At 68.6% G+C, this 13966-nt stretch carries 15 protein-coding genes; 10 read left to right on the forward strand and 5 right to left on the reverse strand.

Going from position 1 to position 13966, the window contains the following annotated elements:
• Window positions 1–47 precede the first annotated feature (47 nt).
• The 3 genes from DYE23_RS07395 to cofD are packed head-to-tail and all read right to left on the reverse strand — an operon-like array spanning window position 48 to window position 2934.
• The gene (locus tag DYE23_RS07395) at window positions 48–614 is read right to left on the reverse strand and encodes an NUDIX hydrolase (protein ID WP_115326897.1); all 567 of its coding nucleotides are present in this window, start codon (window positions 612–614) and stop codon (window positions 48–50) included.
• A complete protein-coding gene (locus DYE23_RS07400; RefSeq protein ID WP_115326898.1) occupies window positions 611–1951 on the reverse strand; it encodes a coenzyme F420-0:L-glutamate ligase in 1341 nt (446 codons plus the stop codon). The genes DYE23_RS07395 and DYE23_RS07400 overlap by 4 nt, the downstream gene beginning before the upstream one ends.
• Window positions 1948–2934 carry a 2-phospho-L-lactate transferase gene (cofD, locus tag DYE23_RS07405; protein ID WP_172527727.1) on the reverse strand — a complete coding sequence of 329 codons (987 nt, stop codon included), beginning with the start codon at window positions 2932–2934 and terminating at the stop codon, window positions 1948–1950. The genes DYE23_RS07400 and cofD overlap by 4 nt, the downstream gene beginning before the upstream one ends.
• Before the next feature lie 422 nt (window positions 2935–3356).
• Between cofD and DYE23_RS07410 the strand changes: the two genes are divergently transcribed.
• Window positions 3357–3626 (forward strand): WhiB family transcriptional regulator, encoded by a 270-nt coding sequence (locus DYE23_RS07410; RefSeq protein WP_172527893.1) that lies wholly within the window; start codon window positions 3357–3359, stop codon window positions 3624–3626.
• A 24-nt stretch (window positions 3627–3650) separates the two neighbouring features.
• On the opposite strand, the gene DYE23_RS07415 is transcribed toward DYE23_RS07410, so the two are convergent.
• Window positions 3651–4073, reverse strand: coding sequence for a metallopeptidase family protein (locus DYE23_RS07415; protein WP_011895563.1), 423 nt, complete (start codon window positions 4071–4073; stop codon window positions 3651–3653).
• A 132-nt stretch (window positions 4074–4205) separates the two neighbouring features.
• Here DYE23_RS07415 and DYE23_RS07420 point away from each other — a divergent pair, with 132 nt between their 5' ends.
• The 4 genes from DYE23_RS07420 to manA all read left to right on the forward strand — a co-directional run bounded on the left by DYE23_RS07420 (window position 4206) and on the right by manA (window position 8471).
• Window positions 4206–4637, forward strand: coding sequence for a DUF3499 domain-containing protein (locus DYE23_RS07420; RefSeq protein WP_115328893.1), 432 nt, complete (start codon window positions 4206–4208; stop codon window positions 4635–4637).
• Window positions 4638–4735: 98 nt separating this feature from the next.
• Window positions 4736–6133, forward strand: coding sequence for a phosphomannomutase/phosphoglucomutase (locus DYE23_RS07425; protein WP_115326900.1), 1398 nt, complete (start codon window positions 4736–4738; stop codon window positions 6131–6133).
• Window positions 6130–7239 carry a TobH protein gene (locus DYE23_RS07430; RefSeq protein WP_115326901.1) on the forward strand — a complete coding sequence of 370 codons (1110 nt, stop codon included), beginning with the start codon at window positions 6130–6132 and terminating at the stop codon, window positions 7237–7239. Before DYE23_RS07425 ends, DYE23_RS07430 begins: the two co-directional genes overlap by 4 nt.
• A gap of 5 nt (window positions 7240–7244) precedes the next feature.
• Window positions 7245–8471: a mannose-6-phosphate isomerase, class I gene (gene manA / locus DYE23_RS07435; RefSeq protein ID WP_115326902.1), complete on the forward strand. Its 1227-nt coding sequence runs from the start codon at window positions 7245–7247 to the stop codon at window positions 8469–8471.
• On the opposite strand, the gene DYE23_RS07440 is transcribed toward manA, so the two are convergent.
• On the reverse strand, window positions 8449–9771 hold the full coding sequence (locus tag DYE23_RS07440; protein WP_115326903.1) for an FAD-dependent oxidoreductase: 1323 nt from the start codon (window positions 9769–9771) through the stop codon (window positions 8449–8451). The two genes, manA and DYE23_RS07440, sit on opposite strands and share 23 nt — an antisense overlap.
• A 58-nt stretch (window positions 9772–9829) precedes the next feature.
• On the opposite strand from DYE23_RS07440, the gene DYE23_RS07445 reads away from it, so the two are divergent.
• The 5 genes from DYE23_RS07445 to alkX all read left to right on the forward strand — a co-directional run bounded on the left by DYE23_RS07445 (window position 9830) and on the right by alkX (window position 13868).
• Window positions 9830–11341, forward strand: coding sequence for an APC family permease (locus DYE23_RS07445; protein WP_115326904.1), 1512 nt, complete (start codon window positions 9830–9832; stop codon window positions 11339–11341).
• A 178-nt stretch (window positions 11342–11519) separates the two neighbouring features.
• Complete coding sequence (locus DYE23_RS07450; protein ID WP_115328894.1) at window positions 11520–12737, forward strand: alkane 1-monooxygenase; 1218 nt, start codon at window positions 11520–11522, stop codon at window positions 12735–12737.
• Window positions 12734–12907: a rubredoxin gene (locus tag DYE23_RS07455; protein ID WP_011895555.1), complete on the forward strand. Its 174-nt coding sequence runs from the start codon at window positions 12734–12736 to the stop codon at window positions 12905–12907. The genes DYE23_RS07450 and DYE23_RS07455 overlap by 4 nt, the downstream gene beginning before the upstream one ends.
• The gene (locus tag DYE23_RS07460; protein ID WP_011895554.1) at window positions 12907–13089 is read left to right on the forward strand and encodes a rubredoxin; all 183 of its coding nucleotides are present in this window, start codon (window positions 12907–12909) and stop codon (window positions 13087–13089) included. The genes DYE23_RS07455 and DYE23_RS07460 overlap by 1 nt, the downstream gene beginning before the upstream one ends.
• Before the next feature lie 122 nt (window positions 13090–13211).
• Complete coding sequence (alkX, locus tag DYE23_RS07465; RefSeq protein ID WP_115326905.1) at window positions 13212–13868, forward strand: TetR family transcriptional regulator AlkX; 657 nt, start codon at window positions 13212–13214, stop codon at window positions 13866–13868.
• The last annotated feature ends 98 nt before the right edge of the window (window positions 13869–13966 follow it).

The following is a 13966-nucleotide window of genomic DNA, read 5'->3' on the forward strand; positions in this document are numbered from 1 at the left end:
CCGGTGGTCTCGCGAGTGTTAATCCAGGGCTGTGGATAACCCCTAGATCACGGCCCGGAATGATATTTCGCGGGCGTCGCGAGGCGGCGTGCGGCGGCGGCGAGTTGGGTGAGGCCGAAGTCGACGTCCTCGGGCAGTTTGTCGAGCGGCCACCACCTCAGATCGAGTGACTCGTCACTGCGCACGAACTCGGCTCCCTCGGGTGCGCGCACCACGAACTGCACGTCGAGGTGGCGGGTCGGCACGCCGAGCGAGCAGGTCACCGGATGCACGTGCAGCGCTGCCGGTTCCGGGTCGATCGTCAGACCCGAGATCCCCGACTCCTCGGTCGCTTCCCGCAGCGCCGCCGCGACGATCGTCTCGTCGGACGGCTCGCAGTGCCCTCCGAGCTGCAGCCACCGGCCGACGCGGGGGTGCAGAGTCAGCAGAGCCTGCTCGCCGCGATGGTCGACCACCAACGCCGATCCGGTGATGTGGCCCGGTGCACACTCCCTCAGACACGCGTCCTCGCGTGCCGCCAGAAAAGCCAGCACCCCGTGGCGCAGCGAATCCTGGGCAGGGTCAGGCGGATTCCATGCCGTCAGGACGTCGACCGTTGATTGATGCAAGCTCATCGTCTGACCAGCAGGCCGTCCGTCGGCACCGGCTCGCGCGGGGCCACCGGGTCGGCCCCGTACCCGATCGCGATGGCGCCCAACGGCTCCCAGTCGTCGGGTAGATCGAGCATCGAGCGCACCAATTCCGGCGCGAAGATCGTCGACCCGATCCAGCAGCTGCCCACCCCGCGCACCGCGAGCCCGACCAGCAGACCCTGCACGGCCGCACCCGCCGCGACCGTGAACATCGTGTGCTCGGCGGCGGTTCGCCGCTCGTCGGGGTAGGTGTGGGCGCCGTCGGGAACCATGAACGGGATGACGAGTTCGGGAGCGTCGTAGAGGATCTGCCCGCGCGAGACCCGGCGCTCGACCGACTCGGCGTCGCGGCCGTCGGCGAGAAGGTCGCTGCGCCACCGCTCCTTCATCGCGTCGAGCAGGCCGACCCGCAGCGCTCCGTCCTGCACCCACACGAACCGCACCGGGCGGGTGTGGTGCGGCGCCGGGGCGGTCAGCGCCTCGCCGACCGCTGCCTCGATCAAAGCCCCGTCCACCGGCTCGGGGCCGAAGTGCCGGACCGATCTGCGCAGCAGTTGCGCCTGCGAGCGTCCCAGTGCCAGCGCCTCTTCGGTGCCGAGCCAGAACAGGTCCTCCTCGCCGGCCCGCACCAGGTTGCGCGCCGAGGATCCGTCGTCGCGCACCGGCAGGCCGCGCACCACCGCGACGGGGACGGCGGTCAGCTTGCCCTTCACCAGATCGGCTGCCGCGGCGATCTCGTCGGCCACCGCGATCTCGGTGACGATCAACTCGTTGCCGTGCTGATCGTGTTCACCGGCGTAGGCGTGCAACACCGCGAGCCCGGCCGCACCGATCGCGACGTCGGTCTGCCCGGTGCGCCACGCGCGTCCCATCGTGTCGGTGACGACGACGGCGACCCGCACCCCGAGCCGTTCCCGCAGTGCGTCGACCAACGCGGCCGCGCTGCCGTCGGGATCGACCGGCAGCAACGCCAATTCGTCGGAGTCGACGTTCGAGCCGTCGACCCCGGCCGCCGCCTGCACGAGGCCCAGCGCGTTCTCGGTGATCAACGTCCGGCCCTTGCGCGCCAGCACCCGCACAGCCTCGCCGTCGATCAGCCTCCGTCGCAGCGCGTCCCGCTCGTCGGGGTCGGTCGGCGCGGCCACCATGCGTCCCTCGGTCTTGGACAACACCTTGCTCGTCACGACGACCACGTCATCGTCGCGCAGCCACGGCGCCGCGTCGGCGATCGCCGACGCGAGATCGTCGCCCGGCCGGAACTCCGGCAGCCCCGGCACCGGCAGCACTTCCACCCGTGCCGACGTGCCGTGGTCGGTCACGGCGCGACCCCGGCCAGTTCCAATCCGGCGCGCACCATCTGCGCGGTCACCGACGGTTCGGACATCAGCAGCGGGACGGCTTTCACGTTCACGCCCTCGATGTCGGCGTGGTCACCCTCGTGGATGAGCCAGCCGTCGAGGATGCCGGTCGCCGAGCGCGCACCGTAGTGGCGGCCGACCGCTTCGGAGGTGCTGTCCACCCCGATCACGGACAGGCACGCATCCGCCATGCCGCGCAACGGCTTTCCGGCGATGATCGGGGAGTAGCCGATCACCGGCGCTTTCGTCGAGCGCAGCGCGCCACGGATGCCGCCGACATTGAGGATCGCGCCGACGCTCACGACCGGGTTCGACGGGGCGATGAGCACCACGTCGGCGCCCTCGATCGCGTCGACGACACCCGGTGCGGCGGTGGCGTTGTCGGCGCCGACGAACGCGAAGCTGTCGGTGGGGACCTGCGCGCGGTGCCGGACCCACCACTCCTGGAAGTGGACGGCGCGCTTCTCGCCGTCATCGGGATCGGTGATCACGACGTGGGTTTCGCACCGGTCGTCGGAGGCGGGCAGCAGTCGCAGTCCGGGGGACCAGCGCCGGCACAGCGCCTCGGTCACGTCCGACAGGGGATAGCCGGCGCGCAGCATCTGGGTGCGGACCAGATGGGTGGCGAGGTCGCGGTCGCCGAGGCCGAACCAGTCGGGCTGCACACCGTAGGCCGCGAGTTCCTCTTTGGCATTCCAGGTTTCGTTCTTGTGCCCCCACCCGCGTTCGGGATCGATGCCGCCGCCGAGGGTGTACATGCAGGTGTCGAGGTCGGGGCAGATGCGCACCCCGAACATCCAGGCATCATCACCAACATTCACCACAGCGGTCACTTCATTCTCATTGGTATCGTCAGTGCCGTACTGCCCCAAGCCCAAGAGATGTTGGACACCGAGCAGGAACCGCGCACCGCCGACTCCGCCGACCAGAACCGTGACCTTCACATCGAACGAGAGTAGGCGGTGGACCAAGCGATCGGGACGGCCGGTCGGAGCGTGATAGACACGCCACAGCGCGACGCGCCGAATTGAAGTCACGGAATGGTATGAATTCCTGTTCTAGCGCTTGACCAGGGCCCCCCGCGCGTGTGTAATCACACCAGTGTCATTTCGCGGTTCTTCGGCCGGTTCCGGTGTCGCAGACCGAGATTCGATCACTTGTTCGAATTGGGATGGTCTCGCGGTCTTTTCGCGAGGCTGGCAGATACGGAACTACGAGACCTGGAGGAGGGGAAATGGCATTTGAACAGGCTGATTTCGGTGATTCCATTCGGTTCGACAGCAGGCTCCTCGGCTCGGTGGGAAGTGCGCCGCACATCCAGACCGGACCGGCACCGAGTGGAACAAATGGACGGCCCCAGCTGAGCCTGGTGCCCGAACGCATCGATTCTTTCGGCGACGACTCCGGCGTCCTCGACGAGGATCAGTGGCAGGAGCGCGCGCTGTGCGCTCAGACCGATCCCGAGGCGTTCTTCCCCGAGAAGGGCGGCTCGACTCGTGAGGCCAAGCGGATCTGCCTGGGCTGCGAGGTCAAGGACGCCTGCCTGGAGTACGCCCTCGCCAACGACGAGCGCTTCGGAATCTGGGGCGGCCTGTCGGAGCGCGAGCGCCGGCGCCTCAAGCGCGGGATCATCTGACCCGCGCGCTCGCACACGCGAACCTCAGTCGTCGTCCAGGGTCGGGTCGATCACTGAAGGTTCCACGCCCAGATACGTGGCTACCTGAGCCACCAGTAATTCGTGGAGCAGCTCGGTCAGCTCGTCGGTGTCCTTAGCCCGACGTTCGATCGGCTTGCGGAACAACACAATTCGCGCGCGCGTCGAGTTTCCCCGAACATCCACCCCCGCCGGGATCAACCGCGCCAGCGCAATGGGGCCGTCCGCCACCACCTCCGGCGGCCACTGCACACTCTCGGGGTCCTTCGGCGCCAGCCGCGGAATCTCGTCCACCGCCACATCGAGTGTGGCCACCCGCTCGTGCCAGCGCCGCTCGATCGGCTCGTAGGCTTCCAGCACCGCCATGTCGAATCGTTCCGCGCGGCTGCGCCACCCCGGAACCGTCGGCGGAAGTAGCGGTCCGCGCATGTCCCGGCCCCGCCGCGACCCCCGATGCCGGCGTCTGGTCACGGACAAGATCGTAACGGTTGGGCTTCGGCCGCCCCGTGGCTGCGCGTGTCCGGCGTGATGCAGGCGATCGTGCACGCTAACCTCCTGCTTGTGAATGTTCCCCGTCGCTGCTGCCGGCCTGGGTGCCCGCACTATGCGGTCGCGACGCTCACCTTCGTCTATGCGGACTCGACGGCTGTCGTCGGCCCGCTGGCCACTGTGTCCGAGCCACATTCGTGGGACCTGTGCGTCATGCACGCCGGTCGCATCACCGCTCCCCGCGGTTGGGAGCTCGTCCGCCACGCCGGCCCGCTGCCGTCGCACCCCGATGACGACGACTTGGTGGCGTTGGCAGACGCAGTACGAGAAGGTCGCGAAAATGCCGTCCCCGGCACCGGCGTCACTGCCGGCTTCACCACGGGGTTCACCGACCCGGTCTCCGGAGCGCACGGCGGCGCGCTGATGGCTCCGCCTGCCCGCCGGCCCGAGACCAACGGCCGGCGCCGCGGACACCTGCGCGTCCTGCCCGACCCCGCCGAATAGCACTGACGAACGGGCGCCACCCCCGCCCCGAGTTCGCGTGCAGACCCCGCGCGACGGCTAGGCTGAACATCACACAGTCTCTTCGTCCAAGGAGTCCCATGTCTCGTCCCGCCGAGGCGGTCCAGCGCGTCATCAAGGCCTATGACGTGCGCGGACTCGTCGGCGAGGAAATCGACGAGGCGTTCGTCGCCGACGTCGGCGCCGCGTTCGCCCGCCTGGTGCGCGACAGCCCCGACCAGCCCGCCACCCAGGTCGTCATCGGCCACGACATGCGGGCCAGCTCGCCCGCACTGTCCAAGGCGTTCGCCGACGGAGTCCTCGCGCAGGGCCTCGACGTCGTGCACATCGGCCTCGCATCGACCGATCAGCTGTACTTCGCCTCCGGCATGCTCGACTGCCCCGGCGCGATGTTCACCGCGAGTCACAACCCGGCCGCCTACAACGGCATCAAACTCTGCCGCGCCGGCGCCAAGCCCGTCGGGCGCGAAACGGGTCTGGCAACGGTCGCTCAAGAGGTGATCGCCGGCGTTCCGGCCTACGACGGTCCGCGCGGCTCGGTGTCCGAACGCGACGTGCTCGCCGACTACGGCGACTTCCTGCGGTCGCTGGTCGACATCGGCGGCGCGCGTCCGCTGCGGGTGGCTGTCGACGCCGGCAACGGCATGGCCGGGCACACCACCCCCGCGGTGCTGGGGCCGATCCCGTCGATCACCCTGTCGCCGCTGTACTTCGAGCTCGACGGCAACTTCCCCAACCATGAAGCCAACCCACTCGACCCGGCCAACCTCGTCGACCTGCAGGCCTACGTGCTGGAGACCGGCGCAGACATCGGGCTGGCCTTCGACGGCGACGCCGACCGCTGCTTCGTCGTCGACGAACGGGGCCAGGCCGTCTCCCCGTCGGCGGTCACCGCGCTGGTCGCCGCCCGCGAACTCACCCGCGAGATCGGCGCGACGATCATCCACAACCTGATCACGTCGCGCGCCGTGCCGGAACTGGTCGGCGAGCGCGGCGGCACCGCGGTGCGCTCGCGCGTCGGCCACTCCTACATCAAAGGCCTGATGGCCGAGACCGGGGCGATTTTCGGCGGTGAGCACTCCGCGCACTACTACTTCCGCGACTTCTGGGGCGCCGACTCCGGCATGCTCGCCGCGCTGCACGTGCTGGCCGCCCTCGGAGAACAGGACCGCCCGCTCTCGGAGATGATGGCCGACTACCAGCGCTACGAGGCGTCCGGCGAGATCAACTACACCGTCACCGATGCTCCCGCGATCGTCGACTCGGTGCTGGCCTCCCTCGGCAGCCGCATCCACGCGATCGACCACCTCGACGGCGTCACCGTCGACCTCGGCGACGGTCGCTGGTTCAACATCCGCATGTCGAACACCGAACCGCTGCTGCGGCTCAACGTGGAGGCGCGCACCGCCGAAGAGGTCACCGAGATCGTCGACGAGATCGGGGGCCACATCACCTCCGGTGCCAGGGCATCCACGTGACCAGCCCACCGTCGGCTGCCGAAGTCGACCTCGACGACGCCGACGGCCTGCTGGCCGCCGACCGTCACGGGCTGCTGCGGGCGGCGTCGATGGCCGGCGCGCAGGTGCGAGCCACCGCGGCCGCGCTGGCCGAAGGCGACCTCGAGTCCGTCCGGTCCGATGCCCCGCCGCGCACCATTGTGTGGGTGGCCGGGCCCGGCAACGCCGAGGCGGCCGGGACGATGCTCGCCGCGCTGCTCGGCGGCTCGATCGGCACGCCCATCGTGGTCGCCGCCGACGCACCGCCGTGGATCGGTGCGCTCGACGTGGTGGTGCTCGCCGGCGACGACCCCGCCCAGCCGGCGTTGGTCAACACCGCGGCGACCGCGGTGCGCCGCGGGGCGCGGATCGTCGTGGTGGCCCCGTACGAAGGCCCGCTGCGGGACGCGACCGCGGGACGTTCGGTGTCACTACCGCCGCGCATGCCCGTCCCTGACGACTTCACCCTGGCGCGCTATCTGGCCGCCGGCCTGGCGGTGCTGGACGTCGTCGTACCCGGATTCTCCGTCGACCTGGCGACACTGGCCGACGACCTCGACGCGGAGGCCGTCCGAAACAGCGCCGGCCGTGACCTTTTCACCAACCCGGCCAAGGTGCTCGCCGACCGCATGCGTGACCGCGACGTCGTCCTCGCCGGTGACTCGGCGGCGACGGTCGCGCTGGCGCGCCACGCGTGCGCGGTGATGTTGCGGGTCGGTCATCACGTGATGGCGCCGGTCGGGCTGTCCGATGCGCTGGTCGCGATCGGTACCGGATGGGGACGCCCCGGCGGTGGCACGTCGTCGATATTCCACGACGAGGAACTCGACGGACCGCTGCCGCAGCAGGGCCGCACCATCGTGCTGACCACCGACGCCGAACGGCACACCGTGTCCGCGCGGCTGCGCGGATTCGACGACGTGTACGTTGTCAACGCCAACGACGTCCCCGACGTCGCGGCACCAGGGGGGAACAGCGAGCCGGGCTCAGCCACGACGCCCGGATCTGCGCGTCCCGAACAACAATTGGCGCTGTTGGCCGTTCGCCTGGAGATGGCGGCGGTCTACCGGCGGCTGGTTCGAGGTTGAGACGAGTGCATCTGCTCAGAGGCGCGGTGCGGACCTACGCATGGGGTTCGCGCACCGCAATCGCCGAATTCGTCGGCGCGCCGAGTCCCACACCGCATCCCGAGGCCGAGCTGTGGTTCGGTGCGCATCCCGGTGACCCGGCATGGTTGCAGACCGAAGACGGGGAGCGCTCCCTGCTCGACGCGCTGCGCGCCGACCCGGAGGGTGAACTCGGATCCGCGGTCCGCGGGCGGTTCGGCGACACGCTGCCGTTCCTGGTCAAGGTGCTCGCCGCCGACGAGCCACTCTCGCTGCAGGCGCACCCGAGCACCGAACAGGCCGTCGAGGGTTTCGCGCGCGAGGACAGGATGGGCATCCCGGTCACCGCCCCCGACCGCAACTACCGCGACCCCAGCCACAAGCCCGAGATCATCGTGGCGCTCAGCCGGTTCGAGGCACTCGCCGGATTCCGTCCCGCCGCGCGCTCGGTCGAGCTGATGCAGGCCCTCGGTGTCGCCGACCTCGACCAGTACATCGGCCTGCTGTCCGGTCAGCGCGACGAGGACGGTCTGCGGGCCCTGTTCACCACGTGGATCACCTGTCCGCAGCCCGACCTCGACGTGCTGGTGCCCGCTGTCATCGACGGCGCGATCAACTACGTGCGTTCGGGGCAGCAGGAATTCGCCCGTGAGGCCAAGACCATCCTCGAACTGGGTGAGCGCTACCCCGGAGACGCCGGCGTGCTCGCGTCGATGCTGCTCAACCGGCTGTCGCTGGCGCCGGGGGAGGCGCTGTACCTGCCTGCCGGAAACCTGCACGCCTACCTGGAGGGTGTCGGCGTCGAGGTGATGGCCAACTCCGACAATGTGCTTCGCGGCGGTCTGACCCCAAAGCACGTCGACGTGCCGGAACTGCTGCGGGTGCTGGACTTCACCCCCGCCGAGGACGTCCTCGTGGTTCCGGAGACGATCCGCGGCGGAGCCGAGATCGTCTACCCGACGCCGGCGCCCGAGTTCGCGGTGTCGATCCTGCACCTCGACGGTGACTCCCTCGGGCACGAGATCGACGCGCCGACCCAGCACGACGGTCCGCAGATCCTGCTCTGCACCCAGGGTGCAGCGACGGTGCAGGCCAAGGGATCCGCGGTGGCGCTCAAGCGTGGCGCCGCAGCGTGGGTCGGGGCCGACGACGGCCCGATCAGGCTCAGCGCTCAGGAGCCGACGCGGCTCTTTAGGGTGACCGTCGGGATCTAGCCCACAGCGTCATGTTGTGCGCGACGGTGCGTCCGACCAGCCGCGCCGACGGCACCATGTAGAGGCTGTCGAGCAGGCTGAAGCGACGCAGAAACCATTCCGCCAGAACAGGATCGGTTTCCGCGGCGCCGAGGAACTGATCGAAGAGCGCCCCCACCGGCCGATACCACCACGGCGCGGGTCCGTCGGCGCCGTGCATGGTCAGATCCCCGATCGCGTTCATCGTCCAGACCGGCCAGGTCGTCTTCGTCGTCGCCTTCAGGAACGTCGACTCGGGTTCCGGCTCCTGCAGTGCCCGTCGAAGGTGACCGGCCTGCAGCGACGTCATCGTCATGCCCTGCCCGAACGTCGGGTTGAAGCTCGCCACCGCGTCGCCGAACGGCAGGATGCCGCGCGGATACCGGTCGAGCTGATCGAACCGCCGCCACCGGCTGGTCGGATACTTGTGCAGCGCGATGTCACCCAACGGCTGCGCCTGATACAGCGCTGCGCTGATGTGCGGGGGCAGGATCTCCTCGGCGAGCGCGCGCATCTCGGTGAAATCTGTTGGCGGAGAAACCTTTCCGACACCGAAGGTGGTGAGTCCCCAGGTGCCGTCCTCGTAGTGGAGCATGCCGAGTCCGCGCGGCTGGGTGCGCGAGGCGCCGACCACGATGACCTTCTCGTCGACGAGTCCGTCGGGAATGCGGAGCTGATGCGTCGCATACGAGATGCCCACGTCGACGGTCTCTTCCCGGGGGCGCTCGAACCCCCACTGCGACAACCACGTCGGCAACCGGGTACCCCGCCCGGTCGCGTCCACGACGAGGTCGGCCTCGACCATCGCACCGTCGGCTGTCCGCACCCCGGTGACCCGGTGGCCGTCGAAGACGGGTTCGTCCACACCGTGGTTGACCAGCGCCACATGGTCGAGAGCGAGGACGCGGCGCCGGATCTGCCACTCCAGGTGCGGTCTGCTCGGCACATACGCGGTGAACTCGTCCTGCAACCGGTGCTGCGTGCCGAGCAGGTGACCGGCGGCGCCGAAATGGATGCAGTCAGGCCGGTTCTCCAACATCTTGACTCCGCAGGCGACCATGTCGTCGAGCAGGCCGGGAAACAGCGTCTCGAATTCGGCGGCGCCGCGGGCCATCAGCAGGTGGACGTGCCGGCCCTGCGGGACGGCGGGCCGGTGCGCGGGACCGTCCGGAAGCGGATCGCGCTCGAACAGCGTGACTTCGTCGAAAGCCGACGACAGGACCCGGGCTGCGCACAACCCGCCCAGACTCGCCCCGATCACGATCGCGTGCTTTCGACCCATTGGATCCAACGGTAGTGGGTACATTCCGCTCACACGATGACGAGAAGAGGACGGATCTATGACGCAGGAACCCGTCGCGCAGCCAGCGGGCCGGCTGCGGTTGAAGTCGGTGGAACAGTCGATCGCCGACACCGACGAGCCCGGCTCCAAGCTGCGCAAGGACCTCAATTGGTGGGACCTGACCGTCTTCGGCGTCTCGGTGGTGATCGGCGCCGGCATTTTCACGATCACCGCGTCCACCGCGGCCAACATCACCGGCCCGGCGATCTCGCTGTCGTTCATCCTCGCCGCGATCGCCTGCGGTCTCGCGGCACTGTGCTACGCCGAGTTCGCCTCCACGGTGCCGGTCGCAGGCAGTGCGTACACGTTCTCGTACGCCACCTTCGGCGAGTTCGTCGCGTGGATCATCGGCTGGGACCTGATCCTTGAGTTCGCCGTCGCCGCAGCCGTTGTCGCGAAGGGCTGGTCGAGCTATCTGGGCACCGTGTTCGGCTTCGCCGGCGGGATCACCGAGGTGGCCGGGTTCGCGCTGGACTGGGGAGCGCTGGTCATCATCGCAATCGTCACCGCGATCCTGGCGATGGGCACCAAGCTCTCGGCGAGCGTCAGCCTGGCGATCACCGCGCTCAAGGTGTCGGTGGTGCTGCTGGTCGTGATCGTCGGCGCGTTCTACATCAAGATGGAGAACTTCTCGCCGTTCATCCCGGCACCCGAACCGGGCGAAGCCGGTGGCACGGGCGCCGAGCAGTCCCTGTTCTCGTTGATGACCGGCGCCGAGGGCAGCCACTACGGCTGGTACGGCCTGCTCGCCGGCGCGTCGATCGTGTTCTTCGCGTTCATCGGATTCGACATCGTCGCGACCACCGCCGAAGAGACCAAGGTGCCCCAGCGTGACGTCCCGCGCGGCATCCTCGCCTCCCTCGGCATCGTGACCGTCCTGTACGTCGCGGTCGCGATCGTGCTCTCGGGCATGGTCAGCTACAAGGACCTCCGCGACGCCGAGTCACCGAATCTGGCGACGGCGTTCTCGCTCAACGGAGTGGACTGGGCGGCCAAGGTGATCTCGATCGGCGCGCTCGCCGGGCTGACGACCGTGGTGATCGTGCTGGTGCTCGGCCAGACCCGCGTGTTGTTCGCGATGTCGCGCGACGGGCTGCTGCCGCGTCAGCTCGCCAAGACCGGTGAGCACGGGACCCCGGTCCGCATCACGCTGCTCGTCGGCGCCGTCGTCGCGGTGACCGCGACGGTGTTCCCGATCGACAAGCTCGAAGAGATGGTGAACATCGGGACGCTCTTCGCGTTCGTGCTGGTCTCCGCCGGAGTGATCGTGCTGCGTCGGACCCGGCCCGACCTCAAGCGCGGCTTCCGCACCCCGTGGGTGCCGGTGCTGCCGATCCTGTCGATCATCGCGTGCGTGTGGCTGATGCTGAACCTGACCGGGCTGACGTGGATCCGGTTCTCGGTGTGGATGGCCATCGGCGTGCTCCTCTACTTCGTCTACGGCCGCCGGCACTCCTTGGTGGCCCGCCGTCAGCGCGAGCGCGCGGGTCTGCACACCGACACGCCGTAATTCCTGGCACGAACGCCGCGCTCGCTGCCCGCGAGCGCGGCGTTTTTGCTGTGCCCGAAGAGGTGTTTTGTACAAAATCGGCGTGTATGTCTAGACACACGACAAAACCGTGCATATAGTCAACGGCAACCGGTGATGGCACTCACAGCGAGGAGGCAACGACGTGACCACGCACGACATGCTCGACAAGCCCGACGCCCTGCAATGGCGCGACAGGAAGCGCTACCTGTGGCTGATGGGGCTCATCGCCCCGACAGCGCTGTTCGTGGTGCTGCCGCTGGTGTGGGCGCTCAACGCGCTGGGCTGGCACGCCGCCGCGCAGGTGCCGCTGTGGATCGGCCCGATCCTGCTCTACGTCCTGCTGCCCACGCTGGACCGGTTCTTCGGGCCCGACGGGCAGAACCCGCCCGACGAGGTGATGGAGCGACTGGAGAACGACAAGTACTACCGCTACTGCACCTATCTCTACATCCCGTTCCAGTACGCGAGCGTCATCTTCGGCGCGTACCTGTTCACCGCGTCCGACCTGGGCTGGCTCGGGTTCGACGGGGCGCTGCCCTGGCCGGCGAAGATCGGGCTCGCGCTGTCGGTCGGTCTGCTCGGTGGCGTCGGCATCAACACCGCGCACGAAATGGGCCACAAGAAGGAGTCTTTGGAGCGGTGGTTGGCGAAAATCACACTCGCGCAGACTCTGTACGGTCACTTCTACATCGAGCACAACCGCGGCCATCACGTCCGCGTCGCCACCCCGGAGGACCCCGCGTCGGCCCGCTTCGGCGAAACCTTCTGGGAGTTCCTGCCGCGCAGCGTATTCGGGAGCCTGAAGTCGGCATGGGAGCTGGAAGCCAAGCGGCTCGAGCGCGCGGGAAAGCCCACCTGGCACTGGTCCAATGACGTGCTCAACGCGTGGGCGATGTCGGTGGTGTTCTACGGGGCGCTGATCGCGGTCTTCGGCTGGGCACTGGTTCCGTACATCCTGATCTCGGCGATCTTCGGCTTCACGTTGCTCGAAACTGTGAACTACCTGGAGCATTACGGGCTACTGCGCCAGAAGCTGCCGAGCGGTCGCTACGAGCGGTGCGCACCGGTGCACAGCTGGAACTCCGACCACATCGTCACGAACCTGTTCCTGTACCACCTGCAGCGCCACAGCGACCACCACGCCAACCCGACGCGCCGCTATCAGACGCTGCGCAGCATGGAGGGCGCGCCGAACCTGCCGAGCGGATACGCCTCGATGATCGCGCTGACGTACTTCCCCCCGGTGTGGCGCAAGGTGATGGACCACCGCGTCGTCGACCACTACGACGGCGACCTCACGCGCATCAACATCCATCCCCGCGTGCGCGACAAGGTGCTGGCACGGTACGGCGTCCGGGGCGGGGTGGACGCGTGACCGCGTACCGCTGCCCCGGGTGTGACTACACCTACGACGAATCCAAAGGTGAACCCCGCGAAGGTTTTCCGGCAGGCACCCGCTGGGCCGACGTGCCCGACGAGTGGTGCTGCCCGGACTGTGCGGTGCGGGAGAAGGTCGACTTCGAAGAGATGGGAGTGAAAAGCTGATGAGCGACTACAAGCTGTTCGTGTGTGTGCAGTGCGGCTTCGAGTACGACGAGGCCAAGGGCTGGCCCGAGGACGGGATCGCCCCGGGCACCCGGTGGGACGACATCCCCGAGGACTGGAGTTGCCCCGACTGCGGCGCGGCCAAGACCGACTTCGAGATGGTCGAGGTGGCCCGGCCGTGACCGCACAGCCGATCGCGACGAGCGCGCGTGTAGCGACGCGGCACGCCGACCAGCGACGTGCAGACACGCGCGCTCGCGGTGCAAGTCTTGGCCCTGTGCGCGCAACCGTTATTGTCGCGCCTGTGGGTGGGGGCAACGACAAGCGCATCAGCTACGCCGAGGCGTCGCGGGTGCTGCTGCGCGACTCGATCCTCGACGGCATGCGCGAGATGCTGCTCGCCCGCGACTGGTCACAGATCACGCTGTCGGACGTGGCGAAGGCCGCCGGCATCAGCCGGCAGACCATCTACAACGAGTTCGGCTCGCGGCAGGGCCTCGCGCAGGGCTACGCGATGCGCCTCGCCGACCGCCTGGTCGACCAGATCCACGCCGCGATCGACAACAACGTCGGCGACATGTACGCCGCGTTCCTGCAGGGGTTCCGCGACTTCTTCGTCGAATCGGCCGCCGACCCGCTGGTGATCTCGCTGCTCACCGGCTCCTCGAAGCCCGACCTGCTGCAGCTGATCACCACCGATAGCGCCCCGATCATCAACCACTGCTCGTCGCGGCTCACCGAATCGCTCATGGGCAGCTGGGTGCGCTGCAGCGAAGAGGACGCCGGCGTGCTGTCCCGCGCGATCGTGCGGCTGGCGATGAGCTACATCTCGATGCCGCCGGAGGCCGACCACGACGTCGCCCGAGACCTCGCCCGGCTGATGACGCCGTTCGCCGAACGCTACGGCGTGGCGGCGGACCCTGTCGAGGACGGAAACAGCCAGGTAACCCGACGTCCGTGACCTCACATCGAAGCCGAGGCGCTACGGTGTCATAGACGCCCCTGGCCGGCAGAGCGATTCACCGCCTGTCCCGCGAGCCCGCAGGCCCATGGGTGTCT

The organism is Mycolicibacterium gilvum, from assembly GCF_900454025.1.
Lineage (GTDB): Bacteria > Actinomycetota > Actinomycetes > Mycobacteriales > Mycobacteriaceae > Mycobacterium > Mycobacterium gilvum.